Source organism: Stenotrophomonas sp. Steno-Z10-HUANG (assembly GCF_056393075.1).
This window is the reverse complement of record NZ_JBWJPA010000002.1, coordinates 425,851-450,257: the sequence shown is the minus strand read 5'-3', so window position 1 is coordinate 450,257 and position 24,407 is coordinate 425,851. Positions and strand designations below refer to the sequence as shown.

Genomic DNA, 24,407 nt, shown 5'->3' with positions numbered 1-24,407 from the left:
CTTCGTCGAGAACGCCAACCACGACCAGGTCAAGATGATCGAGATCAAGCTGTCGCAGGGCGCCAAGCCCGGCCACGGCGGGGTGCTGCCCGCGGCCAAGGTCAGTGCCGAGATCTCGGTTACCCGTGGCGTGCCGATGGGCGTGGACTGCGTGTCGCCGTCGCGGCACTCGGCGTTCTCCACCCCGGTGGAGCTGCTGCAGTTCGTCGCGCGCCTGCGCGAGCTGTCCGGCGGCAAGCCGACCGGCTTCAAGCTGGCCATCGGCCATCCATGGGAATGGTTCGGCATCGCCAAGGCCATGCACGAGACCGGGTTGCTGCCCGACTTCATCGTGGTCGACGGTGCCGAGGGCGGCACCGGCGCATCGCCGGCGGAGTTCATCGACCATGTCGGCGTACCGATGAACGAGGCGCTGATCCTGGTGCACAACACGCTGGTGGGCCTGGACCTGCGCGACCGCATCCGCATCGGCGCGGCCGGCAAGGTGACCAGCGCCTTCGACATCGCGCGGACCATCGCGCTGGGCGCGGACTGGTGCAACGCCGGGCGTGGCTTCATGTTCGCGCTGGGCTGCATCCAGTCGTTGAGCTGCCACAACGACAAGTGTCCTACCGGCATCGCCACACAGGATCCCAGCCGCTGGCGCCACCTGGACCCGACCGACAAGGCCGAGCGGGTACGCAATTTCCACGAGAACACCCTGCGTGCGCTGCGCGACCTGCTGGGCGCGGCCGGCCTGAACGACCCGTCGGAACTGGGCCCCGAACACATCCTGCGGCGGGTGTCGCCGATCGAGATCCGCTCGATGGCGACCCTGTACCGCTACCTGTCGCCGGGCGAACTGCTCGACCGCGTGCCGGGGCATGCGGTGTTCCGCGAATACTGGGCGGACGCGCGCAGCGATTCGTTCGACCCGCCGGCACGGATCGCGGCGCTGCGCGGGACCAAGCTGCACTGAGGGCGGGGCAGGCGGCGCTGCATGTCCTGCCTCGACCGCAGTGGCATGCGGAGCAGGCTGCGTACCTGCGGGAGTGTGCTTAGCGTAGCCAGGCGATCACGCCGTCTGCCGCGCGCAGGGCGCTGGCATAGCACGCGGTGAGCAGGTAACCGCCGGTCGGTGCTTCCCAGTCCAGCATCTCGCCGGCGCAGAACACCCCGGGCAGCGCCTGCAGCATCAGTCCCGCGTTCGTCGCCTCCAGGCATACGCCGCCGGCGCTGCTGATGGCCTCGGCCATCGGCCGCGGCCGCAGCAGGCGCAGCGGCAGGCGCTTGAGCGTGCGTGCCACGGCGTCCGGGTCGTTGCCGGCGTCCTTGCCGAGCCGTTCGAACACCAGCGCGGCCTTGGCGGCGTCGATGCCCGTGGCGCGCCGCAGGTGCTCGCCGAAGCTGCGCCCCTTGCGCGGGCGCGACAGCTCGGCACGCAGGCGCGCCGCGTCGCGGCCCGGCACCAGGTCCAGTTCCAGCAGCGCATGGCCGTCGCGGTTGATCGTCTCGCGCAGGTCGGCGGCGATGGCATAGACCAGGCTGCCTTCGATGCCGTACTCGCTGGCGACGCATTCGCCCTGCAACTGCTGGGGGTCGCCGTGCAGGTCGCGCCAGTGCGCGATGACCGGCTTGAGCGGGCTGCCGGCATGGCGCTGGCGGAAATGCCCGCTCCATTCGATGTCGAAGCCGCAGTTGGCCGCCTGCAGTGGCGCCACGTCCACGCCGCGCGCGCGCAGCGTGTCCACCCAGGCGCCATCGGAACCGAGTTCGGGCCAGCTGCCGCCGCCCAGCGCCAGCACGGTGGCGTCGACGCTCACGGCGACGTCGCCATCGCTGGTCTGCATGCGCAGTGCGCCGTCGTCGTTCCAGCCCAGCCAGCGATGCTGCACGTGGAAGCGCACGCCCTGTTCCTTCAGTCGCCGCACCCAGCCGCGCAGCAGCGGCGCGGCCTTGCGGTCGAGCGGGAACACCCGCCCGGAACTGCCGACATAGGTGTCCACGCCCAGGCCACGCGCCCACCCGCGCAGCGCTTCGGCATCGAAGCCGTCCAACCAGCCGGCGACGTCCGCTTGGCGCTCGCGGTAGCGCAGGTCGAACTGCGGGCGCGGTTCGGAATGGGTGAGGTTCAGCCCGCCCTTGCCGGCGATCAGGAACTTGCGCCCGGGCGAGCCCTTGGCTTCGTACAGGTCGACCGACAGGCCGGCCGCGCGCAGGCGTTCGGCGGCGAACAGCCCGGCGGGGCCGCCGCCGACCACCGCCACCCGCTTGCCGGTGCCGGCCGGATCAGCGTGGCTGGACATCGAGCAGTTCGACATCGAACACCAGCGAGGAACCCGGCGCGATCGGGCCGGCACGGCGGTTGCCGTAGCCGTAGTCCGCCGGAATCATCAGCGTGCGCTTGCCGCCGACCTTCATCCCGGCCACGCCTTCGTCCCAGCCGCGGATGACCTGCTTCTCGCCGAGATCGAAGGTGAACGGTTCGCCGCGGTCGAGCGAGCTGTCGAACTTGTCGCCATGCTTGTCGGCGCGGCGCTCGTCGTAGATCCAGCCGGTGTAGTGCACGGTGACCCGGGTCCCCGGTACCGCTTCGGCGCCGCTGCCCGGTACCGTGTCGATGCGCTCGAAGGCGGCGATGCTGCCCCCGGGCGGCGGCCCGGGCGGGGTGCAACCGGCGGCAAGCAGGGACAACAGCAACGGCACGAACAGGCGACGCATGGGGGACTCCAGGTTGAAGGCGGCCGCGCGGGATGCGCGGCAGGCCGGGGCAGGGGGCTGCGGCACCGCCCCCGCGCACGCACGGGCGCGTGCGGCATGGGGGCGCCAGGGCCACGGCGCGCAAGGGTAGCGCATCGCCAGCGGGTATCATGGCGCGATGGCCAAACTGCTGCTCAATCTGCGCAATGTCGACGACGACGAGAGCCGCGAAGTCTGCGAACTGCTCGACCGTCACGGTATTGCCTGGTACCGCACCGAACCCAGCCCCTGGGGCATTTCCAGTGGCGGGCTGTGGCTGCGTGACCGGCAGGACCACGCACGCGCGAAGGAATTGATGGACGGCTACCAGGCCGCGCGTGCGCGGCGCGTGCGCGCCGAGCGCGAGGCCGCGCTGCGCGACGGCACCGCCGAGACCTTCGGCTCGCTGCTGCGGCGGCGGCCGCTGTACGTGGTCGCGGTGCTGCTGGGCATGCTGGCCGCTGCCGCGCTGGTGCTGCTGCCGTTCATGCTGCTGCGTGGCTGACGCCCGCGTGCGCCGTAAAATATGCCGATGATCGTCAATACCGCCGCCTACCACTTCGTTCCCATCGCCGATGCGGACGCCCTGGCCGCCACCCTGCTGGAGCGGGCGCAGGCACGCGCACTGCGCGGCACGATCCTGGTGGCGGACGAGGGCCTCAACCTGTTCCTGGCCGGCGACCGCGACGGCATCGACGCGTTCTACGCCGCGCTGAAGGCCGACCCGCGCTTTGCCGCCATGCGGGTCAAGTACAGCTACAGCCGCATGCAGCCGTTCGCGCGGCTCAAGGCCAAGGTCAAGCCGGAGATCATCAGCTTCCGCCGCGACGACGGCCAGCCGCTGGATTACCCGCGCGCGCCGTCCGTGGCCCCGGCCACGCTGCGGCGCTGGCTGCGGCAGGGCCATGACGATGAAGGCAGGCGCGTGGTGATGCTCGACACCCGCAACGCGCAGGAGTTCGCGCACGGCACCTTCGCCGGCGCCCTGACCCTGCCCATCGCCCGTTTCACCGACCTGCCGGCGGCACTGGCGCCGCACCGCGCCGACCTGGCCGACGCCACCGTGGTCAGTTTCTGCACCGGCGGCATCCGCTGCGAGAAAGCCGCGCTGTGGATGCGCAATGACGGCATGGACAACGTGCTGCAGCTGGACGGCGGCATCCTGGGGTATTTCGAGGAAGTGGGCGGCGAGGGCTACGAAGGCCGCTGCTTCGTGTTCGACGAGCGCGTGGCGCTGGACCCGCAGCTGCAGCCGCTGGTGGACGAAGCCACCCCGTAGGCGCGGGCCCACCCCGCATGCGGCCTTCCCGCTGAGGCTCCCGGCCGCTGCGCGCGCGCGTGCGACGGCCCGGAAAACAGTGTTCGGCCGCCGGCACCGCGCGCAGGGATGGGAAACCGCCCCGCGCGCCCCATGTTGCAGGGACCTCCTGCCGGAAGCCGCCGCATGATTCCCCTTTCCGTCCTCGACCTCGCCCCCGTCTGCGAAGGCGCCACGCCGGGCCAGGCGTTCGCCAACATGCTCGACCTCGCGCGCCATGCCGAGCGCTGGGGCTATCGCCGCTACTGGTTGGCCGAGCACCACAACATGCCGGGCATCGCCAGTGCGGCCACCTCGGTGCTGATCGGGCACGTTGCCGGCGGCACCTCGACCATCCGCGTCGGCGCCGGCGGCATCATGCTGCCCAACCACTCGCCGCTGCAGGTGGCCGAACAGTTCGGCACCCTGGCTTCGCTGTATCCGGGGCGCATCGACCTGGGACTGGGCCGCGCGCCGGGTACCGACCATGCCACCGCCCGCGCGCTGCGCCGCTACTTCGACAGCGCCGACCAGTTCCCGCAGGACGTGGCCGAGCTGCTGCATTACTTCGAGCCGGTGCAGCCGGGGCAGGGCGTGCAGGCGGTGCCGGGCGCGGGCATCGACGTGCCGGTGTGGCTGCTGGGCTCCAGCCTGTTCAGCGCGCGGCTGTCGGCGGCGATGGGCCTGCCGTTCGCGTTCGCCTCGCACTTCGCCCCGGACGCGATGGACGAGGCCGTGGCGCTGTACCGCCGCGATTTCCGCCCGTCCGCCCGCTTGCAGGCACCCTGGGCGATCCTGGCGCTGAACGTGGTGGCCAGCGCGTCTGAGGCCGAGTCCCGGCGGCTGTTCACGACCCAGCAGCAGAGCTTCGTCAACCTGCGGCGCGGCCGTCCAGGACAGATCCCGCCGCCGGTGGACGACATCGAGGCGTTCTGGGAGCCGCACGAGAAGGCCGGGGTGGAGCGGGCGCTGGCCTGCACCGTGCTCGGCGACCCGCAGCAGGTGGGCGAGGGGCTGGCGGCCTTTGCCGCGCGCCACCGGCCCGACGAAATGATGCTCACCGCCAATATCTTCGACCATGCCGCGCGGCTGCGCTCGTTCGAACTGGCGATGCAGGCCTGGCAGGCGCGGCACTGAGCCGTCGGCTGGGGTCGCGGTGGTTGCGGGCGCCGCGTGCGGCGCCCGGGACGGCCGCGCGCGGCAGGGCTCAGCTGGTCCAGCGCTGGAACAGTTCGACGGTGTGGCCGACCAGCTGCCCCGAGCCGAGACCGAAGAACAGGCCGGCGGCGAGCGCCGCGACCCAGTTGAACAGCATCAGCGCGCCATCGCGCTCGATCAGCGCCAGCGCGAACAGCAGCAGCTGGAAGCCGAACAGATAGTTGGTCAGCGGGATCGGCAGCGACAGCAGCACCCCGGTCATGACCAGCAGCAGCCCCGTGAACACCCGCGCCGGAAGCGGCCCCACCAGGGCCGGCAGGCGTGGCTTGAGCATCCGGTCCAGGCGCCGCAGCGGGCGATCGATGCGGCCCAGGAAGCGGTGCATGGTGCCGCGCCTGGGCCCGCGCCGGGCGATGAACCCGGGCACCCAGGGCCGCGCCAGGCCGGCCATCATCTGCAGGCCGATCAGCAGCACCAGCGGGCCGCTGACCGCGCCGCCGATGCCGGGCACCGGAATGAACGCCGGCAGGATGGCGACGAACAGGAACACGCCGAACGCGCTTTCCTGCAGGCCCTGCAGGATCCTGCCCAGCGGCTGCTGTTCCGCGGGGTCGCCGTGCTCGAACATCGACAGCAGGGTACGGATGCCCTCGTTGCGGTAGCCGCCCGCCGCGGCCGGGCCGGCGCCTGGCCCGCCGTCCTGCGGCTCAGCCGGTGGTGTCATCTTCGTCTTCTTCCGGCAGCCGGCGCAGCAGCAGCTTGTCGATGCGGGCGCCGTCCAGATCGACGATCTCGATGCGCCAGCCGGCCCAGTCGAAGTACTCGCTGGCGTGCGGGATGCGGCCGAAGAAGTGCATGCACATGCCGGCCAGGGTGTAGTAGTCGCCTTCCTCGGCATCGGGCAGCTCGACCCCGCCCATCAGTTCGCGCAGGTCGTCCACCGGCAGCGAACCGTCCACCAGCAGCGAACCGTCCTCGCGGGTGACCACCAGGGCGTCCTCGTCGGTGTTCTCCGGCGCCTGCAGGCGGCCGACCACCGCGCCCATCAGGTCGCTGATGGTCACCAGGCCCTGGATCTCGCCGTACTCGTCCACCACCAGCGCCATCGACTGGTGCTCCTCGCGGAAGATCTCCAGCAGCTTCATCGCATGGGTGGATTCGGAGACATAGAGCGTCTCGCGCAGGTTCTCGAACAGCGCATGGGTGTCGCCCTGCAGGCGGCGCGTGACCAGCGACTTGACCTCGAGGATGCCGGCGATGTCCTGGTCGTTGCCGCGGTACACCGGGTAACGCGAGAACGCATGCTCGTGCATGGTCTCCAGGTTCTTCTCGACATCGGCGTTGGTATCCAGCCAGGCGATGCGGTTGCGCGGGGTCATCAGGCTGTCGGCGGTGCGGTCGCCCAGGCGCATGACCCGGTTCATCATGTCGCGCTCGTGGATGTCGATCACCCCGGCCTCGTGGCTTTCGGCCACCAGCATGCGGATCTCTTCTTCGGTCACCGACGCCGAATCGGTGTTGCCCAGCCCCAGCAGGCGCAGCACCAGCCGGGTGGTGCGCGACAGCAGCCACACGAACGGGAAGGCGAGGGTTGCCAGCCAGCCCATCGGCACCGCGACCAGCCCGGCGATGTCCTCCGAACGGGTCAGCGCCAGCCGCTTGGGCACCAGTTCGCCGAAGATCAGCGTGACGAAGGTGATCAGGGTGACCGCCAGCGCCTTGCCGACCGCGCCGGCGTAGTCGAAGCCCGGCATCAGCCCCTGGATCCACGCGGCGATGGCTTCGCCCAGCGCTTCGCCGCCGAGGAAGCCGGTCAGCACGCCGATCACGGTGATGCCGATCTGCACGGTGGACAGGAAGTTCTCGGGCTTCTCGGCCAGCGCCAGGGCGCGCTCGGCGCGCTTGCTGGTGGCGGACATCTGCTTGAGCCGGCTCTTGCGCGAGGTCATGACCGACATCTCGGACATGGCGAAGAAGCCGTTGAGCAGGATCAGGGAGAAAACGATGAGGATCAGTTCAAACACGGGTCGCTCCCCGGGTCGTTGGCAGGGAGGGAGGGTGCTTGCGGTGGCGGCAGGGGCTCAGGGGCGTGCCCGGGCGCTGCGGCGGGGGGTAAGGGTCGTCGTCCATAGGGTGCGCCCGCGGAGGGCGCCGGCGCATCTTAGCAAACCGGCATGCGGTGCCGGCAACCGCCTGTTCATTTTCGTGGGCGGGAACCGGCCGGGAATACCCGAGACGTCATCCAGCCGTCATAATTCGCCCCGGTGCCGTCCCTTCCGCGACGGCGGACAGGCATTTCCAATGTTTTCATTGCAGACCATTTTCGGCTCCGGCAAGCAGTTCTACACCTATCTCGACGAGGCCGCCCAGGCCGCCGCCGACAGCGCCAAGGCGCTGCACGCGATGATGCGCGAAGCCGACCGCGAGCCCGCCCTGGATGCATTCAAGCTGGCGCGCCTGCGCGAGCGCGCGGCCTCGGACAAGATCAGCCAGGCGCTGGTAGACAGCTTCATGACCCCGATCGAGCGCGAGGACATCGAGGCGCTGGGCTCGGCGCTGTACAAGATTCCCAAGCAGATCGAGAAGTTCGCCGACCGCTATGCGCTGGCCACCCAGCACCTGGCGCACATCGATTTCGCCCCGCGCGCGGCGATGCTGGAGCAGGCCGCCGGGGTGGTGGTGGACATGGTCAAGGACCTGCGCCACATGAACATCGACCGCATGACGGCGATGAACGAGAAGCTGCGCGCGCTGGAGAACGAGGCCGACCGGCTGATGCTCGAGCTGTACCGGGAAATCTACTCCGGGCGCCTGGACAACCTGCAGATGTTCCTGCTCAAGGAATTCTTCGAGATCCTGGAGAAAGCCATCGACCGCTGCCGCGAGGCCGGGGTGGTGGTCTACCAGATCGTGTTGAAGAACTCGTGATCGCCATGATGCGGATCCCGTGCATTTCCGGCTTCGGAAGCGGGGGCGTCGGCTGTGCCGATGCCCGCGAGCCGCGCTTCCACACCCCCCGTCCCGCCACGGCGCGGCGGGACTTCCCGCTTGACCCGAGGGGGCAGCTGCGATGCTGACCCTTGTCCTCGTCGTGATCCTGGCGGCGCTCGTGTTCGAGTTCATCAACGGCTTCCACGACACCGCCAACTCCATCGCCACCGTGGTGGCCACCAAGGTGCTCTCGCCCGGCTGGGCGGTGATGCTGGCCGCGGGCATGAACCTGATCGGCGCGCTGACCGGCACCGCGGTGGCGCTGACCATCGCCAACGGCCTGCTCAACACCAGCGTGGTCGAGGTCACCCCGCAGGTGATCCTGTGCGCGCTGCTCGGCGGCATCGTCTGGAACCTGATCACCTGGTGGAAAGGGCTGCCGTCCTCGTCCTCGCACGCGCTGATCGGCGGCCTGTGCGGCGCCGGCCTGGCCGCCGCGCACAACAACTGGGACGCGCTGATCTGGTCGCAGAACCTCGGCAACTGGGCGCAGAACAAGGGCCTGCTGTGGAAGGTGTTCGTGCCGATGATCACCTCGCCGATCGCCGGCTTCCTGCTCGGCATCGTGGTGATGTGCCTGCTGTGGGCGATCATCGCCGGCATGGCGCGGGCCGGTGGCGTGCTGCGGCGGCTGGCGCGTCCGCGCTGGGTCAATGCGTTCTTCGGCAAGGCGCAGATCGTCTCGGCCGCCTACATGGGCTTCGCCCATGGCCACAACGACGCGCAGAAGACCATGGGCATCATCGCCATGACCCTGATCGGCGCCGAGGCCACCGGCGCGCTGGACAACCTGCCGTCGTGGCTGGCGTTCATGCACCCGGACGCGCATGCCGGCGATGGCATTGCCATGTGGATCGTGCTCACCTGCGCGGTGGTGATGGCCGCCGGTACCGCCTCGGGCGGCTGGAAGATCATCAAGACCCTGGGCCACAAGATGGTCAAGCTGCACCCGATCCACGGCTTCGCCGCGGAGACCAGCTCGGCCACCATCCTGACCCTGGCCGCGCACTTCGGCATGCCGGTCTCGACCACCCACAGCATCTCCACCGCGATCATGGGCGTTGGCTTCGCCAAGAACCCGAAGTCGCTGCGCATCGGGGTGATCGAGCGCATCATCTGGGCCTGGATCCTGACCATCCCGGCGGCCGGCGGCTGCGCCTACCTGATCCTGAAGCTGTTCGAGCTCGCCGGCTGGAACTGAGCCGGTCGAGCCGGCCGCCGGCCCGTTGGCCGCTGCATGCAGAAAGGCCCGCCTTCCCGGCGGGCCTTTCGTTGTGCGCCGGCGTGGGCGTCAGTTGCGTTGGTACATGGCGCGCACGTCGCGGCGGAACGCGGCCTGGCTGTCGGCGCGGCTGTAGAACATGTGCCCGCCCGGATAGCTGCGCACCTGCACGCGTTGCGGGTCGCTGCCCATGGCCGGCATCTGGTCCACGGTCAGGATAGAACCCATGAACGGGCATGACAGGTCGTTCCAGCCATGCGCGATCAGCACCTGCAGGCGCGGGTCGATGGCCACCGCCTGGCGCAACTGGGTGACCGCGCCGGCACGCAGGTCGCCATTGCGGTCCCACTGGCGGTTCACCTCGTAGCTCAGCGCGTGGTAGCGCGCATCCACCTTCCAGCCGACCACGCGGGTGACGAAGTCCACCATCGCGGTGGTGGTCGGGGCGATGATGCTGTCCAGCAGCGGGTCGTTGGCACGCTGCTCGGGATCGGTGGGGAAGGGATCGAAGGCGGTGACGTTGGAATCGTAGCGGCTGCCCAGCGTGCCCTTGTCGCGGAACACCTCGCGCAGGTAGGCCTGGGTTTCCAGGCGGCCGCCGGCGCGGCGCACGAACACCGGATCCAGGCCGGTCAGTTCGGTGACCCGGCGCAGCATGGCGTCGGTCGCCTGCGGGTCGGAGCGGCCCTTCATCAGCGCGCTGGCGTAGTCGCTGCGGGCGTACTCGACCACCTCGCGCATCGCCGCATCGGTGAGCCGGCCCTGGCGCTCCAGGTGCGCGGCGGCGATCGACGGCAGGGTCTGGATCCAGGCCATCGGCGAGACGTCGCTGTTGTCCTCCAGGGTCGGGCTCAGGTAGGGCGAGACCAGCACCAGCCCGTTCATCGCCACCCCCAGCCGGGTCTGCAGGTAGTGGGTGATGCGCGGGCCGCGGTAGCCGCCATAGCTTTCGCCGGCCAGGTACTTGCGCGAGGTCATGCGCTGGTTCTTCAGCAGCCAGTCGTAGACCACCCGCGACAGGTACTCGATGTCCGCGGACGGGTTGAAGAACTGCTTCTTCGCCTCCTCATCGGGAATCCGCGAGCGGCTGAAGCCGGTGCCGACCGGGTCGATGAACACCAGGTCGGTGAAATCCAGCCAGGTGCCGGGGTTGTCGCGCAGCGTGGCCGGCGCCGAGGCGCTGTCGCCTTCGCTGCCGAACGCCACCACCTTCGGCCCCACCGCGCCCAGGTTCAGGTACACCGACGAGGCGCCGGGGCCGCCATTGAGCGCGAAGGTGACCGGGCGGTCCTTGCCGGGCACGGTGTAGGCGGTGAACACCACCTCGCCAATGGTCTTGCCCTGCGCATCGCGCACCGGCAGCGAGCCGACGGTGGCGGTGTAGTCCAGGGTGCGGCCTTCCAGGCGCATGCTCTGGCGGACCGAGGCATCGGCCGGCAACGGTGCCGGCGCGGTCGATGCGGCCTTGTCATCGCCGGCGTCGGCGGCGGGCCTGGCCGGCGCGGGAGCGGCGAACAGCAGGCCGGCGCCGAGCGCGGCCACGTACAGCAGGTGTTTCATGCGGATGACCTGGGGATCGGGAAACGCACGATCCTAGGCCCGTGGCGGGAGCGGCAAATGTGCCCAAAGCCATGCGGCGCCGGCCCGGATGGGCAATCCCGGGCGCGGAACGATGCCGGTGCGCGGCTGCTGCGCGCATCCGCGGCGCGACGGTGGCCGCACGCCGTGCGTGGCAGGCCGGCCCTCGCGTCCGCCGCGCGCTGCGCCCATGGCGCCGGTCGCCTGGGCGGGCACGGGCGCAGTGCCGGATCAGACCTCCAGGGAGGCGAGGTCGCCCTTGCTTTCCAGCCAGCCCTTGCGGTCGCCGGCGCGCTTCTTGGCCAGCAGCATGTCCATCAGCGAGCGGGTCTGCTCCTCGTCGTCCACGGTCAGCTGCACCAGGCGGCGGGTATCGGGGTGAATGGTGGATTCGCGCAGCTGCTGCGGGTTCATCTCGCCCAGGCCCTTGAAGCGGGTGACGCTGACCTGGCCGCGGATCTTCTCGCGCTCGACCTTTTCCAGCAGCGAGCGCTTCTCTTCCTCGTCCAGCGCGTAGAACACCTGCTTGCCCACGTCCACGCGGAACAGCGGCGGCATCGCCACGAACACGTGGCCGGCGGCGACCAGCGCCGGGAAGTGCTTCAGGAACAGCGCAGCCAGCAGGGTGGCGATGTGCAGGCCGTCGGAGTCGGCGTCGGCCAGGATCACCACCTTGCCGTAGCGCAGGCCGGACAGGTCGTCCTTGCCCGGGTCGCAGCCGATGGCCACGGCCAGGTTGTGCACTTCCTCCGAGGCCAGCACGCTGCCCGAGGCCACTTCCCAGGTGTTGAGGATCTTGCCGCGCAGCGGCAGGATCGCCTGGAAATCCTTGTCGCGGGCCTGCTTGGCGCTGCCGCCGGCCGAGTCGCCTTCCACCAGGAACAGCTCGGTGCGCGACAGGTCCTGGCTGATGCAGTCGGCCAGCTTGCCGGGCAGCGCCGGGCCCTGGGTGACCTTCTTTCGGACCACCAGCTTCTCGGTCTTCAGCCGCGCGCTGGCGCGCTCGATGGCGATCTGCGCGATCTTCTCGCCGACTTCCACGTTCTGGTTCAGGGCCAGGCTGAAGGCATCGTGGGCGGCGCCCTCGACGAAGCCGGCGGCCTGGCGCGAGGACAGGCGTTCCTTGGTCTGGCCGCTGAACTGCGGATCGGTCATCTTCAGCGAGAGCACGAATGACACCCGGTCCCACACGTCTTCCGGCGCCAGCTTGACCCCGCGCGGCAGCAGGTTGCGGAAATCGCAGAACTCGCGCAGCGCCTCGGTCAGGCCGGTGCGCAGGCCGTTGACATGGGTGCCGTGCTGGGCGGTCGGGATCAGGTTGACGTAGCTTTCCTGCACCAGTTCGCCTTCCGGCAGCCAGGCCACGGCCCAGTCCACCGCCTCGGTTTCCTTCTTCAGGACGCCGACGAACAGGTCGGCCGGCAGCATCTCGCGTTCGCCCAGCTCGGCCTTGAGGTAGTCGCGCAGGCCGTCCTCGTAATGCCAGGTCTCGGTCTCGCCGGTCGCCTCGTCGGTCAGCCGGACGGTCAGGCCCGGGCACAGCACCGCCTTGGCGCGCAGCAGGTGGCGCAGCGCGCGCACGTTGAACTTCGGGGTGTCGAAATACTTCGGGTCCGGCCAGAAACGCAGCCGGGTGCCGGTGTTCCTGCGGCCGACGGAGCCGACCACTTCCAGCGGGCTGGCACGGTCGCCGTCGCGGAAGCTGATGCGGTGCTCGCTGCCTTCGCGCCTGATGTGGATCTCCACCAGCGTGGACAGTGCATTGACCACCGACACGCCGACGCCGTGCAGGCCGCCGGAGAAGGTGTAGTTGCGGTTGCTGAACTTGCCGCCGGCGTGCAGCCGGGTCAGGATCAGTTCGACGCCGGGGATCTTCTCCTCCGGGTGGATGTCGACCGGCATGCCGCGGCCGTCGTCGCTCACCTCGCAGCTGCCGTCCTTGTACAGCACGACCTCCACGGTCTTCGCGTGCCCGGCCAGCGCCTCGTCCACCGAATTGTCGATGACTTCCTGCGCCAGGTGGTTCGGGCGCGCGGTGTCGGTGTACATGCCGGGGCGGCGTTTGACCGGGTCCAGGCCGGAGAGGACTTCGATGTCGGCGGCGTTGTAGCGGGCGTTCATGTATCTCGATAAGGCGCTGATGCGACGGGCAAGTTTGCGGTCTGCCGGGGAAATTTGCACGCCGGTGTTCAGTGCGGGGAGAGGCGCGGGGCGGTATCCTGTGCGCCCTGGAACGTACGCAGCCGATCCCCCTGAATCGGCGGAGACTCCGGAGGATGACAATGAAATCGTCGAAATTGCTGGTTCTGGCCGTGGCTGCCGCCGCCGTCGTGGCGGTGCCGCTGGTGATGGCGCAGAGCGTGGACAAGGCCAAGACGGGCGAGGCCGCCCAGGCCGCCGCCGACAAGGCGCAGAGCGAGGCCGAGCAGAAGGCCAAGCGCCGCGCCGCTGCCGCCGCCCAGGAAAAGGCCCGGGGCGAGCAGCCGGCCCCGCGCGAAGAGGAAGAGGAAGAAGCCCGCAAGCGTCGCTGACGCGGGTTTCCCGATGAACGTGGACGCCCCGGCGCAGGCCGGGGCGTCTTTTTTTGTTACCGCCCCGTGGCGGCCGGGCCGCAAGGCCGGCGCGTCGCGGGCAGGATTTTCCGCGGTCGCCGCATCCGGTGCTTGGGTGTTCGCGCGACAACCTTTAAACTAGGGCTTTCCGGGAGGCAAGTGAGCCATGACCCCCCTTATTTTCGTTACCGGCGGCGTGGTGTCCTCGCTTGGCAAGGGCATTGCCGCCGCGTCGCTGGCCTCCATCCTCGAGGCGCGTGGCCTGAAGGTCACGATGATGAAGCTGGATCCGTACATCAACGTCGATCCGGGCACCATGAGTCCCTTCCAGCACGGCGAGGTCTATGTCACCGATGACGGTGCCGAGACCGACCTGGACCTGGGCCACTACGAGCGCTTCGTCCATACCCGGCTGAGCCGCAAGAACTCGGTGACCACCGGGCGCATCTACGAGAACGTGATCCGCAAGGAGCGCCGCGGCGACTACCTCGGTGCGACCGTGCAGGTGATCCCGCACATCACCGACGAGATCCGCCGCTGCATCGACGAGGCCACCGAGGGCTACGACGTGGCGCTGGTGGAGATCGGCGGCACCGTCGGCGACATCGAGTCGCTGCCGTTCTTGGAGGCGATCCGCCAGGTGCGTACCGAGCGCGGCCCGGAGAAGGCGCTGTTCATGCACCTGACGCTGGTGCCGTACATCGGCGCCGCCGGTGAGCTGAAGACCAAGCCGACCCAGCACTCGGTCAAGGAACTGCGTTCGATCGGCATCCAGCCCGACGTGCTGCTGTGCCGCTCCGAGCAGGCCATCCCGGATTCGGAGCGGCGCAAGATCTCGCTGTTCACCAACGTCTCCGAACGCGCGGTGATCAGCGTGCCGGACGTGGACGTGCTGTACCGCGTGCCGATGGGGCTGCACGCGCAGGGTCTGGACGAAATCGTGGTCAACCAGCTCAAGTTCGCCGACAAGGCCGGCCCGGCCGACCTGTCCGAGTGGGAGGCGGTGCTGGATGCGGCCCTGCACCCGCTGGACGAGGTGACCATCGCCGTGGTCGGCAAGTACGTGGACCACCAGGACGCCTACAAGTCGGTCGGCGAGGCGCTCAAGCACGGCGGCCTGCGCCAGCGCACCCGGGTCAACCTCAAGTGGCTGGAAGCGCAGGACCTGGAAGAAGGAGGCATGGCCGCGCTCGAGGGCGTGGACGGCATCCTGGTGCCGGGCGGCTTCGGCGACCGCGGCTTCGAGGGCAAGGTGCTGACCTCCAAGTATGCCCGCGAGCACAAGCTGCCGTACTTCGGCATCTGCTACGGCATGCAGGCGGCGGTGGTCGACTATGCCCGCCACGTGGCCGGGCTGGACGGCGCCAACAGCACCGAGAACGACCGCCAGTCGCCGAACCCGGTGATCGGCCTGATCACCGAGTGGCGCACCGCCAGCGGCGAGGTCGAGAAGCGCGACGAGAAGTCCGACCTGGGCGGCACCATGCGCCTGGGCCTGCAGGAGCAGCGGCTGAAGCCGGGCACGCTGGCGCGCGAGCTGTACGGCAAGGACGTGGTGGCCGAGCGCCACCGCCACCGCTACGAGTTCAACAACCGCTACCGCACCCAGCTGGAGGACGCCGGGCTGGTGATCTCCGGCAAGTCGATGGACGACACCCTGGTGGAAGTGGTGGAGCTGCCGCGCGACGTGCATCCGTGGTTCCTGGCCTGCCAGGCGCACCCGGAGTTCCTGTCCACGCCGCGCAGCGGGCACCCGCTGTTCATTGGTTTCATCCGCGCCGCGCGCGAGAAGAAGGCCGGCGGCAAGCTGTTGAAGGAAGCGCGGGCCTGACGCTCGTTTCCGCCTTCTCCCGCGGGGGAGGGCGCACCGTAGGGGCGGGCGGGACGCCGGCGAAGGCTGGGTTCCCGGTTCCGCAAGGGCCTGCCCACGGCCCCTCATCCAACCCCTTTCCCGTTGGGAGAGGGGCTACAAACACGAGGTAGTTGAATGAAGCTCTGCGGATTCGAAGTCGGCCTGGACCAGCCGCTGTTCCTGATCGCCGGCCCGTGCGTGATCGAGTCGATGCAACTGCAGCTCGATACCGCCGGCAAGCTCAAGGAAATCACCGGCAGGCTGGGGATGAACTTCATCTTCAAGTCCAGCTTCGACAAGGCCAACCGCACCTCCGGCACCAGCTTCCGCGGCCCGGGGCTGGAAGAGGGCCTGAAGGTGCTGGCCGAGGTGAAGAAGCAGATCGGCGTGCCGGTGCTGACCGACGTGCACGAGTACACGCCGATGGACGAGGTGGCCTCGGTCGTCGACGTGCTGCAGACCCCGGCATTCCTGGTGCGGCAGACCGATTTCATCAGGAAGGTGTGCAGCGCCGGCAAGCCGGTGAACATCAAGAAGGGCCAGTTCCTGTCGCCGTGGGACATGAAGCCGGTGGTGGAAAAGGCGCGCTCCACCGGCAACAACGACATCATGGTCTGCGAGCGCGGCGCCAGCTTCGGCTACAACAACCTGGTCAGCGACATGCGCTCGCTGAGCGTGATGCGCGACACCGGCTGCCCGGTGGTGTTCGACGCCACCCATTCGGTGCAGCTGCCGGGCGGGCAGGGCAGCAGTTCCGGCGGACAGCGCGAATTCGTGCCGGTGCTGGCGCGCGCGGCGGTGGCGGTGGGCGTGGCCGGGTTGTTCGCCGAGACCCATCCCGATCCGTCCAAGGCGCTGTCCGACGGCCCCAACGCGTGGCCGCTGGACAAGATGGAAGCGCTGCTGGAAACACTGCTGGCGCTGGATTCGATCACCAAGAAGCACGGGTTCCTCGAGTCCACCGTGTGAGGCGACGGATGGCCCGCTCGATGCGGGCCATCATCGTTTCAGGGCCTGCCGGCGTGCCTGCGTTTTCAGCCGCAAGCATCGCGCCGCGCCGGCCCCGGCTTCGTTTAAACTGCGGCCGGTTTCCCATTCCCAGACCTACCCAAACGAGTCCATCCCCCAGACCATGACCACTATCGCCAAGATCCACGCCCGTGAAATCCTCGACAGCCGTGGCAACCCCACGCTGGAAGCCGAAGTCACCCTGGCCGACGGCTCGTTCGGTCGTGCCGCCGTGCCCTCGGGCGCATCGACCGGCACCAAGGAGGCGGTGGAACTGCGCGATGGCGACAAGACCCGCTACCTGGGCAAGGGCGTGCGCGATGCGGTGGCCAACGTCAACGGCCCGATCGCCGCGGCGCTGAAGGATTTCGATGCGCAGGACCAGGCCGGGCTGGACCGCCGCCTGCTCGACCTGGACGGCACCGAGAACAAGGGCCGCCTGGGCGCCAACGCGCTGCTGGGCGTTTCCATGGCCGCCGCGCACGCCGCCGCCGCCTCCAACAAGCAGGCGCTGTGGCAGTACCTGGCCGGCAAGACCGGCGCCACGCCATCGCTGCCGGTGCCGATGATGAACATCATCAATGGCGGCGCGCACGCCGACAACAACGTCGACTTCCAGGAGTTCATGGTGCTGCCGGTCGGCTTCACCTCGTTCGGTGAATCGCTGCGCGCCGGCACCGAGATCTTCCATGCGCTCAAGTCGGTGCTCAAGGGCCACGGCCTGAGCACGGCGGTGGGCGACGAAGGCGGCTTCGCGCCGGACTTCCGCAGCAACGTCGAGGCACTGGACACCATCCTGGAAGCCATCGGCAAGGCCGGCTACACCGCCGGTGAGGACATCCTGCTGGGCCTGGACGTGGCTTCCAGCGAGTTCTACGAGAACGGCAAGTACAACCTGGTCGGCGAGAACAAGCGCCTGACCTCCGAGCAGTTCGTCGATTTCCTGGCCGACTGGACCACGCAGTACCCGATCATCACCATCGAGGACGGCCTGGCCGAGAACGACTGGGCCGGCTGGAAGCTGCTGACCCAGCGCATCGGCGGCAAGGTGCAGCTGGTCGGCGACGACCTGTTCGTCACCAACCCGAAGATCTTCGCCGAGGGCATCGAGTCGGGCACCGCCAACGCCATTCTGATCAAGGTCAACCAGATCGGCACCCTGAGCGAGACCCTGGAGGCGATCGCCATGGCCGACAAGGCGCATTACGCGGCGATCGTCTCGCACCGCTCCGGCGAAACCGAGGACACCACCATCGCCGACATCGCCGTGGCCACCACCGCCACCCAGATCAAGACCGGCTCGCTGTGCCGCAGCGACCGCGTGGCCAAGTACAACCAGTTGCTGCGCATCGAGGAAGCCCTCGGCGGCAACGCGCGCTACGCCGGGCGTGACGCGTTCGTCTCGCTCAAGCGCTGACGCCGATGCGTGACTGGCGCTGGCTGCTGCTGGTGCTCGCGGTACTGCTGGCGCTGCTGCAGTACCGCTTCTGGTTCGGGCCGGGCAATTCGGGCGAGGTGATGATGCTCGAGGCCCAGGTTGCCAACCAGAAGCGCGACAACGAGGGCCTGCAGCAGCGCAACGATGCGCTCGCCGCCGAGGTCAAGGACCTCAAGGAAGGCGAGGCCGCCATCGAGGAGCGGGCGCGCAGCGAACTGGGCATGATCAAGCCCGGCGAGAAGTTCTACCGCGTGGTCGAGGACGCCCCGGTGGCGCGGCCGGGCGTTGCCCAGCCGGGCGCGCACGACGCCGCCACCCAGGAGGTCGTGCCATGACCACCCAGGTGTGGGCGGTGGTGCCGGCTGCCGGTCGCGGTACCCGCTTCGGCGGCCCGGTGCCCAAGCAGTACCTGCTCGCCGCCGGCGAACCGCTGCTCGCGCATACGCTGGCGGCGCTGCTGGCGCACCCCGGCGTGGCCGGGGTGATGGTGGCCATCGCCGAGCACGATGCCGACTGGCCGGGCTGGAATGACTTCGCTGGCAAGCCGGTGCTGACCTGCACCGGTGGCGATACCCGTGCCGCCTCGGTGCTGGCCGGGTTGCAGGCGCTGCCGGAAAGCGTGCGTGCCGACGACTTCGTGCTGGTGCACGACGCCGCGCGCCCGAACCTGCCGGCCGCCGACCTGGGCCGGCTGCTGGAGGTGGGGCGCGCCGATCCGGTCGGCGCGATCCTCGCTGCCCCGGTGCGCGACACCCTCAAGCGCGCCGGCGACGATGGCGGCATTGACCGCACCGAACCGCGCGAGCGGTTGTGGCGCGCGCTCACGCCGCAGCTGTTCCGCCGCCACCAGTTGACCCGCGCGCTGCTGGAAGCGACCGGCGCCGGTGTCGAGGTGACCGACGAGGCCATGGCCATGGAGCGCCAGGGCGCGCGACCGCTGCTGGTCGAAGGCGACGAGTGCAACTTCAAGGTCACCACCCCGGCCGACCTGGCCCGCTTCGAGTTCGAGCTGTCGCGGCGTGGCTGACGCCCGTCCGGCGCCGCCCGCGCGGGCCTGAACCACAACCTGATCCGACGCCATGAATCCTTCTGCTTTTCCCCCCATCCGCATCGGCCAGGGCTATGACGTGCACGCCTTCGGCGAAGGCGACCACGTCATGCTCGGCGGCGTGCGCGTGCCGCACCGTTGCGGGGTGCTCGCGCACAGCGACGGCGACGTGATCCTGCATGCGCTGTGCGACGCCATGCTGGGGGCGCTGGCGCTGGGCGACATCGGCCAGCACTTCCCGCCCAGCGACGACCGCTGGAAGGGCGCGGACAGCAGCGATTTCGTGCGCCACTGCAACGGCCTGCTGCGCGCGCGCGGGTGGCAGGTGGGCAACACCGACATCACCGTGATCTGCGAGCGGCCCAAGGTCGGCCCGCATGCGACTGCGATGCGCGAAACGGTGGCGCAGCTGCTGGGCGTGGCGCCGGACCGGGTCAGCATCAAGGCCACCACCAGCGAGAAGCTGGGTTTTACCGGCCGCGAGGAAGGCATCGCCGCGCAGGCGGTGGTGCTGCTGCTTCCCGCATGATTCCCATTCCGCAGGCGTGTCGCCGGCCGCGACCGGGCGTCGCCCGCCGCGGCGCCGGCAGCAGCGCCGCCCTCCGCACGGGTTGCCCCGGCAGGCCCGCCGTCACCGGCGCGCCCGCGGCAGGCAGGCCGGGCCATTGTTCAGGACCGACATGATGGATCTTCCCCTTGCCTATGGCGCCCCGGTATTGAGCGCGTCAATGCGCAGCGTGCCGGAGGACTTCCAGGTCGATGAACTGCCTGCCTTCGAGGCGAGCGGCGAGGGCGAGCACCTGTTGCTGGACATCCGCAAGCGCGGCGCCAACACCGTGGCCGTGGCCAGGCAGCTGGCGCAATGGGCCGGGGTGCCGGAAATGGGCGTCAGCTACGCCGGGCAGAAGGACCGGCATGCGGTGACCACGCAGCGTTTCAGCGTGCACCTGCCCAGGCGGGTCGCGCCGGACCTGGCGCTACTGGAATCGGACGAGGTGCATGTGCTCGCCTCCACCTGGCACAACCGCAAGCTGCAGCGCGGTGCGCTGGCCGGCAACCGCTTCACCCTGGTGCTGCGCGGGGTGCAGGGCGCGCGGGACGCGATCGAGCAGCGGCTGCAGGCCATCGCCACGCGCGGCCTGCCCAACTGGTTCGGCGAACAGCGCTTCGGTCGCGATGGTGGCAACGTGCGGGCGGCGCTGGCGATGTTCGGTGGCCGCCGGGTGCGCAAGGACCAGCGCTCCATGCTGCTGTCGGCGGCGCGCTCGGCCCTGTTCAACCGGGTGCTCGCCGCGCGGGTGGAGCAGGGCAACTGGGACGCCGCGCTGGACGGCGAGGTGTGGATGCTCGACGGCAGCCGTTCGGTGTTCGGTCCCGAGCCGATGAGCGAGGCGCTGGCCGAACGCCTGGCGCGGTTCGACATCCACCCCAGCGGGCCGTTGTGGGGCACGGGTGAGCTGCGCACCGCCGGTGCCGCGCTGGCCCTGGAGCAGGCCGCGCTGGCCGATGAGCAGGCGCTGGCGCTGCGCGCCGGCCTGGAGCAGGCCGGCCTCAAGCAGGAGCGCCGCGCGCTGCGGCTGCGGCCGGCGCTGATGCGCCATGTCTGGCTGCAGGACGACGTACTGGAGCTTGCCTTCGCGTTGCCGCCAGGGTGCTACGCCACCGCGGTGCTGCATGAACTGGGCCCCGTGGCCGACGCCAGCCGCGCCGAAGCCGTCGCCCCGGCGTAAGCCGGAGGTTCTCCGCGTGGCGCCTCCCGGCGTGCGGGGCGGCGCGCGCGCAGCCGCTACGCGCGGCCGCGGAAGGTGAAGGGGCCGTGGCGCATCGCCTGGCGGGAGGCGGACGCATTGCGCCTGGCGGCCGCGCCGCGACTGCCGCCGGCGCGCGATGGATCGCTGGCGGGCTGGCGCCGCTCAGCGCCGCGCCAGCAGCACCAGCACCGCGCCGGTGCCGCCCTGCGCCGGCGGCGCGGAGTGGAATGCGAGCACGTCGTTGCGCTGGCGCAGCAGACGGTCCACCAGGTTCTTGAGCACCGGCGCGCCGCCATCGGACTGCAGGCCCTTGCCGTGGATGATGCGCACGCAGCCGTGGTCGTGCGCGTGCGCCTCCAGCAGGAATTCGCGCAGCAGGTGCTCGGCCTGGGCGACGCTGGCGCCGTGCAGGTCCAGTTCGTCCTGCACCGAGTACTGGCCGCGCCTGAGCCGCTGGAACATGCGCGCCGGCAGGGTGTCGCGGCGGTAGCTGGCCACGTCGCCGGCTTCCAGCGGCGCGCTGGAATGCAGCAGCCGGGCGAACTCGCCCAGCGCCTGGGCCTCGTCCTGCTCGGCCATGCGCGCGCGCGGCTTCGGCCGTGGCCGGCTGATCGCCGGCGCATCCACCTTGCGCAGCGGCGTTACCTCGCCGATCGCCGAGCGGAACAGGGCGCCGTCGTCTTCGTCTTCTGGGTGCGACATGCGCATAGCGTAACGGCTGCGGCAATGGGGAGAGCGTCACGGGAAGGCGGTGGGCGCATTCCGGTATCATGCCGGATCGGGCCATGCCGGCCGGCGTGCAGCACGCCGGCGGGGATGGCGGTAGACGGCGGGGCTGCGGGAGCGCCGTCATGGATTCAGCGATTCAGGTCTTCAATGCGCGTACTTGTAAGCAACGACGACGGCGTGGACGCCCCCGGCATCAGGATGCTCGCCGAGGAGCTGCGCAATGCCGGCCACGAGGTCACCGTGGTGGCACCGGACCGCGACCGCTCCGGCGCCAGCAATTCCCTTACCCTGGACCAGCCGGTGCGGCTGCGCCGGATCGACCACTACACCTGCGCGGTCAGCGGAACGCCGACCGACTGCGTGCACCTGGCGCTGACCGGCATGCTGGAACACGAGCCGGACATCGTGGTCTCGGGCATCAACAACGCCGCCAACCTCGGCGACGACGTGATCTATTCCGGGACCGTGTCCGCGGCGATGGAAGGGCGCTTCCTCGGCCTGCCGTCGGTTGCGGTGTCGCTGGTGACCCAGCGCCACGAGGCGAGGAATTTCCTCAGCGCCGCGCGCGCGGCCATCGAGATCGTGGCGCGGCTGAAGGCCGACCCGCTGCCCGCCGACACCATCCTCAATGTCAACGTGCCGGACCTGCCGTGGGACGAGATCCGCGGGTTCGAGGTCACCCGGCTGGGCAACCGCCACCGCGCCGAGGCCTGCATCCCGGCCACCGATCCGCGCGGCAATACCGTGTACTGGATCGGTCCGGCCGGTTCCGAGCAGGATGCCGGCCCCGGTACCGATTTCCATGCGGTGCGCACCGGCCATATCTCGATCACCCCGATCCAGGTCGACCTGACCCGCTACGAGGCGCTGGAAAAGGTGGCCAGCTGGGTGGGCGGGTTGTCGGCGACGCTGGAGCGCCCGGCATGACGCCACGCCTGCGCCTGTCCCCGGAGGCGGTCGGCAGCGGCATGACCTCGCAGCGGGTGCGCGACCGCCTGGTCGATCGCCTGCGCGAGGTGGGCATCGGCGACGAACGCGTGCTCAACGCGGTGCGGGTGGTGCCGCGGCACCTGTTCATCGACGAGGCGCTGGCCTCGCGCGCCTACGAGGACACCGCATTGCCAATCGGCCACGGCCAGACCATCTCCCAGCCCTGGGTGGTGGCGCGCATGACCGAGGCGGTGCTGCAGGTGGCGCCCAGGACGGTGCTCGAAGTGGGTACCGGCTCGGGTTACCAGGCGGCGATCCTGGCCGCGGTCGGGCTGGAGGTGTTCACCGTCGAGCGGATCGGCGACCTGCTGCGCCAGGCCCGCAAGCGCCTGCGCCAACTGGGCATGAACGTCCGCAGCAAGCATGACGACGGCCGCATCGGCTGGCCCGAGCACGGCCCCTACGACGCCATCGTCGTCACCGCCGCGGCACCGGCGCTGGTGGACGCATTGATCGAACAGCTGGCCGTGGGTGGCCGCCTGGTGGCGCCGGTCGGCGGCCCCGGCGGGCAGGTGCTGCTGCAACTTACCCGCCAGGCGGACGGCATCGTGCAGGAGGAACTGGCGCCGGTCAGCTTCGTGCCGTTGCTCTCGGGCCTGCTGGACTGACACGGGAAACCCGCGACGATGAAGATATTCGGGCCGCTGTACGACCGCGCGCTGTACTGGGCCAGCCACAAGCGCGCGCCCACCTACCTGACCGTGCTGAGCTTCATCGAGGCCATCATTTTCCCGGTGATGCCGGAAGTGATGCTGATGCCGATGTGCGTGGCGCAGCCGCGCAAGGGCTGGCGCTTCGCCACCCTGAGCCTGGCCGGCTCGATGGTCGGGGCGATGGTCGGCTATGCGCTGGGCCACTATGCGTTCGAGGCGATCAAGCCGCTGTTCGCCGCGCTGGGCATGCTGCCGGCCATCGAGTCGGGCATCGCCACGCTGCAGGCGAAGATGGTCGAATCGCCGTGGGCGGTGTTCACCTTCCTGGTGCTGGGCGGCTTCATGCCGATCCCGATGAAGGTGTTCACCTGGGCGTCCGGTATCGTGGGGGTGCCGCTGCCACAGTACGTGTTGAGCATGCTGGTCGGGCGCGGCAAGCGCGTATACGTGCTGGCGGCGGTGATCCGCTTCGGCGGCGCGCGCGCGGCCGATGCGCTGCGGCGCTGGATCGAACCGCTGGGCTGGATCGCGACCGCGCTGGTCGCCGGCCTGGTGGGCTGGCTGGTATGGAGGGCGAAATTCGCATGAATGCAGAGGTAAGGATCAAGGGCGCTTCCAGGGCGGTCGCCGGCATGGCGGTACTGCTGCTGGTGGCGATGGCGGCAGGCTGCGGTACCGCCACGGTGGTCAAGCCTTCCGGCAGCAGCGCGTCCCGGGCCGCGGCCACGCCGCGCACATCCGTGCCCAAGCCGGGCCAGACCGCGGTGGTGCGCCGGGGCGACACGCTGTACGCGCTGGCGCGCATCCACAACATCACCCCGGGCGACCTGGCGGCGTGGAATGGCCTGTCCAATCCCAACGCGATCTACCCGGGGCAGACGCTGCGGTTGTATCCGGGCGGCGCCACCGCCACGCGCCCGGCGGCCGGCAGCGGCAGCGCGACTGCCACGCGGCCATCGGCGCCGCCGCCCGCGGCGACGCCGGCGCCGGCCAACAGCGGCATCGGCTGGCGCTGGCCGGCCGACGGCGCGCTGGTCGGCCGCTTCGTCGCCGGCGAGACCACCAAGCAGGGCATCGACATCGCCGGCAGCAGCGGCCAGCCGGTACGCGCGGCCGGCCCGGGCGTGGTGGTCTATTCCGGTGCCGGTCTGGTCGGCTACGGCGAGCTGATCATCATCAAGCACAACGAGCAGTGGCTGTCGGCCTACGGCCACAACCGCAAGCGCCTGGTCAACGAGGGGCAGAACGTCAAGGCCGGCGACCAGATCGCGGAAATGGGCCGCACCGGCACCTCGCGCGACATGCTGCACTTCGAGATCCGCTACAACGGCAAGCCGGTGGATCCGCTGCAGTACCTGCCGCAGAAGTAGCCGGCCGAATGCGGGTTGCCGCAGGCGGCTCCATGATGGCACGCGGAGGAAC

General features: G+C 69.9%; 25 protein-coding genes. 18 read left to right on the top strand and 7 right to left on the bottom strand.

Annotated elements, in window-relative coordinates; translation table 11 throughout:
- The coding region (locus AC06E6_RS05095; protein ID WP_478060487.1) for a glutamate synthase-related protein at positions 1-958 on the top strand (958 nt) is incomplete at its 5' end.
- A gap of 79 nt (positions 959-1,037) precedes the next feature.
- On the opposite strand, the gene AC06E6_RS05090 is transcribed toward AC06E6_RS05095, so the two are convergent.
- Positions 1,038-2,285, bottom strand: coding sequence for a TIGR03862 family flavoprotein (locus AC06E6_RS05090; RefSeq protein ID WP_478060486.1), 1,248 nt, complete (start codon positions 2,283-2,285; stop codon positions 1,038-1,040).
- On the bottom strand, positions 2,269-2,700 hold the full coding sequence (locus AC06E6_RS05085; protein WP_104938523.1) for an FKBP-type peptidyl-prolyl cis-trans isomerase: 432 nt from the start codon (positions 2,698-2,700) through the stop codon (positions 2,269-2,271). Before AC06E6_RS05085 ends, AC06E6_RS05090 begins: the two co-directional genes overlap by 17 nt.
- Positions 2,701-2,857: 157 nt before the next feature.
- Here AC06E6_RS05085 and AC06E6_RS05080 point away from each other — a divergent pair, with 157 nt between their 5' ends.
- The 3 genes from AC06E6_RS05080 to AC06E6_RS05070 all read left to right on the top strand — a co-directional run bounded on the left by AC06E6_RS05080 (position 2,858) and on the right by AC06E6_RS05070 (position 5,152).
- Complete coding sequence (locus AC06E6_RS05080; RefSeq protein WP_313256114.1) at positions 2,858-3,223, top strand: DUF6164 family protein; 366 nt, start codon at positions 2,858-2,860, stop codon at positions 3,221-3,223.
- Positions 3,224-3,250: 27 nt separating this feature from the next.
- Positions 3,251-3,997 carry a sulfurtransferase gene (locus AC06E6_RS05075; RefSeq protein ID WP_312343851.1) on the top strand — a complete coding sequence of 249 codons (747 nt, stop codon included), beginning with the start codon at positions 3,251-3,253 and terminating at the stop codon, positions 3,995-3,997.
- A gap of 165 nt (positions 3,998-4,162) precedes the next feature.
- Positions 4,163-5,152 carry an LLM class flavin-dependent oxidoreductase gene (locus AC06E6_RS05070; RefSeq protein ID WP_312343849.1) on the top strand — a complete coding sequence of 330 codons (990 nt, stop codon included), beginning with the start codon at positions 4,163-4,165 and terminating at the stop codon, positions 5,150-5,152.
- A gap of 70 nt (positions 5,153-5,222) precedes the next feature.
- On the opposite strand, the gene AC06E6_RS05065 is transcribed toward AC06E6_RS05070, so the two are convergent.
- Together AC06E6_RS05065 and AC06E6_RS05060 are read right to left on the bottom strand one after the other, a co-directional pair.
- Positions 5,223-5,897 (bottom strand): exopolysaccharide biosynthesis protein, encoded by a 675-nt coding sequence (locus AC06E6_RS05065; protein ID WP_161613167.1) that lies wholly within the window; start codon positions 5,895-5,897, stop codon positions 5,223-5,225.
- Entirely contained in the window at positions 5,881-7,197 is a 1,317-nt protein-coding gene (locus AC06E6_RS05060) for a hemolysin family protein (protein ID WP_478060482.1), read from the bottom strand. The genes AC06E6_RS05065 and AC06E6_RS05060 overlap by 17 nt, the downstream gene beginning before the upstream one ends.
- A gap of 277 nt (positions 7,198-7,474) precedes the next feature.
- Here AC06E6_RS05060 and AC06E6_RS05055 point away from each other — a divergent pair, with 277 nt between their 5' ends.
- The gene (locus AC06E6_RS05055) at positions 7,475-8,101 is read left to right on the top strand and encodes a DUF47 domain-containing protein (protein ID WP_054664724.1); all 627 of its coding nucleotides are present in this window, start codon (positions 7,475-7,477) and stop codon (positions 8,099-8,101) included.
- Between the two features lie 142 nt (positions 8,102-8,243).
- Positions 8,244-9,365 (top strand): inorganic phosphate transporter, encoded by a 1,122-nt coding sequence (locus AC06E6_RS05050; RefSeq protein ID WP_104938527.1) that lies wholly within the window; start codon positions 8,244-8,246, stop codon positions 9,363-9,365.
- 90 nt (positions 9,366-9,455) lie between these two features.
- Here AC06E6_RS05050 and AC06E6_RS05045 read toward each other — a convergent pair whose 3' ends face one another.
- Together AC06E6_RS05045 and parE are read right to left on the bottom strand one after the other, a co-directional pair.
- The gene (locus AC06E6_RS05045; RefSeq protein ID WP_313249016.1) at positions 9,456-10,946 is read right to left on the bottom strand and encodes a S10 family peptidase; all 1,491 of its coding nucleotides are present in this window, start codon (positions 10,944-10,946) and stop codon (positions 9,456-9,458) included.
- A gap of 249 nt (positions 10,947-11,195) precedes the next feature.
- Positions 11,196-13,085 (bottom strand): DNA topoisomerase IV subunit B, encoded by a 1,890-nt coding sequence (gene parE, locus AC06E6_RS05040; protein ID WP_478060481.1) that lies wholly within the window; start codon positions 13,083-13,085, stop codon positions 11,196-11,198.
- 161 nt (positions 13,086-13,246) lie between these two features.
- Between parE and AC06E6_RS05035 the strand changes: the two genes are divergently transcribed.
- The 8 genes from AC06E6_RS05035 (at position 13,247) to truD (ending at position 20,592) form a co-directional block, all read left to right on the top strand.
- Complete coding sequence (locus AC06E6_RS05035; protein ID WP_104938530.1) at positions 13,247-13,495, top strand: hypothetical protein; 249 nt, start codon at positions 13,247-13,249, stop codon at positions 13,493-13,495.
- Positions 13,496-13,682: 187 nt separating this feature from the next.
- A complete protein-coding gene (locus AC06E6_RS05030) occupies positions 13,683-15,347 on the top strand; it encodes a CTP synthase (protein ID WP_478060479.1) in 1,665 nt (554 codons plus the stop codon).
- A 156-nt stretch (positions 15,348-15,503) separates the two neighbouring features.
- Complete coding sequence (kdsA, locus tag AC06E6_RS05025; RefSeq protein ID WP_161613164.1) at positions 15,504-16,337, top strand: 3-deoxy-8-phosphooctulonate synthase; 834 nt, start codon at positions 15,504-15,506, stop codon at positions 16,335-16,337.
- A gap of 163 nt (positions 16,338-16,500) precedes the next feature.
- On the top strand, positions 16,501-17,793 hold the full coding sequence (gene eno, locus AC06E6_RS05020; RefSeq protein WP_478060477.1) for a phosphopyruvate hydratase: 1,293 nt from the start codon (positions 16,501-16,503) through the stop codon (positions 17,791-17,793).
- A 5-nt stretch (positions 17,794-17,798) separates the two neighbouring features.
- Entirely contained in the window at positions 17,799-18,149 is a 351-nt protein-coding gene (ftsB, locus tag AC06E6_RS05015) for a cell division protein FtsB (RefSeq protein ID WP_104938534.1), read from the top strand.
- On the top strand, positions 18,146-18,841 hold the full coding sequence (ispD, locus tag AC06E6_RS05010) for a 2-C-methyl-D-erythritol 4-phosphate cytidylyltransferase (RefSeq protein WP_104938535.1): 696 nt from the start codon (positions 18,146-18,148) through the stop codon (positions 18,839-18,841). Before ftsB ends, ispD begins: the two co-directional genes overlap by 4 nt.
- A 52-nt stretch (positions 18,842-18,893) precedes the next feature.
- Complete coding sequence (gene ispF, locus AC06E6_RS05005; protein WP_240211463.1) at positions 18,894-19,391, top strand: 2-C-methyl-D-erythritol 2,4-cyclodiphosphate synthase; 498 nt, start codon at positions 18,894-18,896, stop codon at positions 19,389-19,391.
- 151 nt (positions 19,392-19,542) lie between these two features.
- Positions 19,543-20,592 (top strand): tRNA pseudouridine(13) synthase TruD, encoded by a 1,050-nt coding sequence (truD, locus tag AC06E6_RS05000; protein WP_478060476.1) that lies wholly within the window; start codon positions 19,543-19,545, stop codon positions 20,590-20,592.
- Positions 20,593-20,775: 183 nt separating this feature from the next.
- Here truD and AC06E6_RS04995 read toward each other — a convergent pair whose 3' ends face one another.
- Entirely contained in the window at positions 20,776-21,315 is a 540-nt protein-coding gene (locus AC06E6_RS04995) for a Smr/MutS family protein (protein ID WP_161613160.1), read from the bottom strand.
- Between the two features lie 174 nt (positions 21,316-21,489).
- Between AC06E6_RS04995 and surE the strand changes: the two genes are divergently transcribed.
- Genes surE through AC06E6_RS04975 form a run of 4 tightly spaced genes read left to right on the top strand, consistent with a single transcriptional unit; the run spans position 21,490 to position 24,355 of the window.
- Positions 21,490-22,269, top strand: coding sequence for a 5'/3'-nucleotidase SurE (surE, locus tag AC06E6_RS04990; RefSeq protein WP_104938539.1), 780 nt, complete (start codon positions 21,490-21,492; stop codon positions 22,267-22,269).
- The gene (locus tag AC06E6_RS04985) at positions 22,266-22,940 is read left to right on the top strand and encodes a protein-L-isoaspartate(D-aspartate) O-methyltransferase (RefSeq protein ID WP_240211460.1); all 675 of its coding nucleotides are present in this window, start codon (positions 22,266-22,268) and stop codon (positions 22,938-22,940) included. The genes surE and AC06E6_RS04985 overlap by 4 nt, the downstream gene beginning before the upstream one ends.
- Positions 22,941-22,958: 18 nt before the next feature.
- Positions 22,959-23,573 (top strand): YqaA family protein, encoded by a 615-nt coding sequence (locus AC06E6_RS04980; RefSeq protein WP_104938541.1) that lies wholly within the window; start codon positions 22,959-22,961, stop codon positions 23,571-23,573.
- Positions 23,552-24,355: a peptidoglycan DD-metalloendopeptidase family protein gene (locus AC06E6_RS04975; protein WP_478060474.1), complete on the top strand. Its 804-nt coding sequence runs from the start codon at positions 23,552-23,554 to the stop codon at positions 24,353-24,355. The genes AC06E6_RS04980 and AC06E6_RS04975 overlap by 22 nt, the downstream gene beginning before the upstream one ends.
- The last annotated feature ends 52 nt before the right edge of the window (positions 24,356-24,407 follow it).

Coding starts and splice junctions, on each gene's coding strand:
- AC06E6_RS05090 (WP_478060486.1), bottom strand. CDS start 2,285: ATGTCCAGCCACGCTGATCCGGCCGGCACCGGCAAGCGGGTGGCGGTG.
- AC06E6_RS05085 (WP_104938523.1), bottom strand. CDS start 2,700: ATGCGTCGCCTGTTCGTGCCGTTGCTGTTGTCCCTGCTTGCCGCCGGT.
- AC06E6_RS05080 (WP_313256114.1), top strand. CDS start 2,858: ATGGCCAAACTGCTGCTCAATCTGCGCAATGTCGACGACGACGAGAGC.
- AC06E6_RS05075 (WP_312343851.1), top strand. CDS start 3,251: ATGATCGTCAATACCGCCGCCTACCACTTCGTTCCCATCGCCGATGCG.
- AC06E6_RS05070 (WP_312343849.1), top strand. CDS start 4,163: ATGATTCCCCTTTCCGTCCTCGACCTCGCCCCCGTCTGCGAAGGCGCC.
- AC06E6_RS05065 (WP_161613167.1), bottom strand. CDS start 5,897: ATGACACCACCGGCTGAGCCGCAGGACGGCGGGCCAGGCGCCGGCCCG.
- AC06E6_RS05055 (WP_054664724.1), top strand. CDS start 7,475: ATGTTTTCATTGCAGACCATTTTCGGCTCCGGCAAGCAGTTCTACACC.
- AC06E6_RS05050 (WP_104938527.1), top strand. CDS start 8,244: ATGCTGACCCTTGTCCTCGTCGTGATCCTGGCGGCGCTCGTGTTCGAG.
- AC06E6_RS05045 (WP_313249016.1), bottom strand. CDS start 10,946: ATGAAACACCTGCTGTACGTGGCCGCGCTCGGCGCCGGCCTGCTGTTC.
- parE (WP_478060481.1), bottom strand. CDS start 13,085: ATGAACGCCCGCTACAACGCCGCCGACATCGAAGTCCTCTCCGGCCTG.
- AC06E6_RS05035 (WP_104938530.1), top strand. CDS start 13,247: ATGAAATCGTCGAAATTGCTGGTTCTGGCCGTGGCTGCCGCCGCCGTC.
- AC06E6_RS05030 (WP_478060479.1), top strand. CDS start 13,683: ATGACCCCCCTTATTTTCGTTACCGGCGGCGTGGTGTCCTCGCTTGGC.
- kdsA (WP_161613164.1), top strand. CDS start 15,504: ATGAAGCTCTGCGGATTCGAAGTCGGCCTGGACCAGCCGCTGTTCCTG.
- eno (WP_478060477.1), top strand. CDS start 16,501: ATGACCACTATCGCCAAGATCCACGCCCGTGAAATCCTCGACAGCCGT.
- ftsB (WP_104938534.1), top strand. CDS start 17,799: ATGCGTGACTGGCGCTGGCTGCTGCTGGTGCTCGCGGTACTGCTGGCG.
- ispD (WP_104938535.1), top strand. CDS start 18,146: ATGACCACCCAGGTGTGGGCGGTGGTGCCGGCTGCCGGTCGCGGTACC.
- ispF (WP_240211463.1), top strand. CDS start 18,894: ATGAATCCTTCTGCTTTTCCCCCCATCCGCATCGGCCAGGGCTATGAC.
- truD (WP_478060476.1), top strand. CDS start 19,543: ATGATGGATCTTCCCCTTGCCTATGGCGCCCCGGTATTGAGCGCGTCA.
- AC06E6_RS04995 (WP_161613160.1), bottom strand. CDS start 21,315: ATGTCGCACCCAGAAGACGAAGACGACGGCGCCCTGTTCCGCTCGGCG.
- surE (WP_104938539.1), top strand. CDS start 21,490: ATGCGCGTACTTGTAAGCAACGACGACGGCGTGGACGCCCCCGGCATC.
- AC06E6_RS04985 (WP_240211460.1), top strand. CDS start 22,266: ATGACGCCACGCCTGCGCCTGTCCCCGGAGGCGGTCGGCAGCGGCATG.
- AC06E6_RS04980 (WP_104938541.1), top strand. CDS start 22,959: ATGAAGATATTCGGGCCGCTGTACGACCGCGCGCTGTACTGGGCCAGC.
- AC06E6_RS04975 (WP_478060474.1), top strand. CDS start 23,552: ATGGAGGGCGAAATTCGCATGAATGCAGAGGTAAGGATCAAGGGCGCT.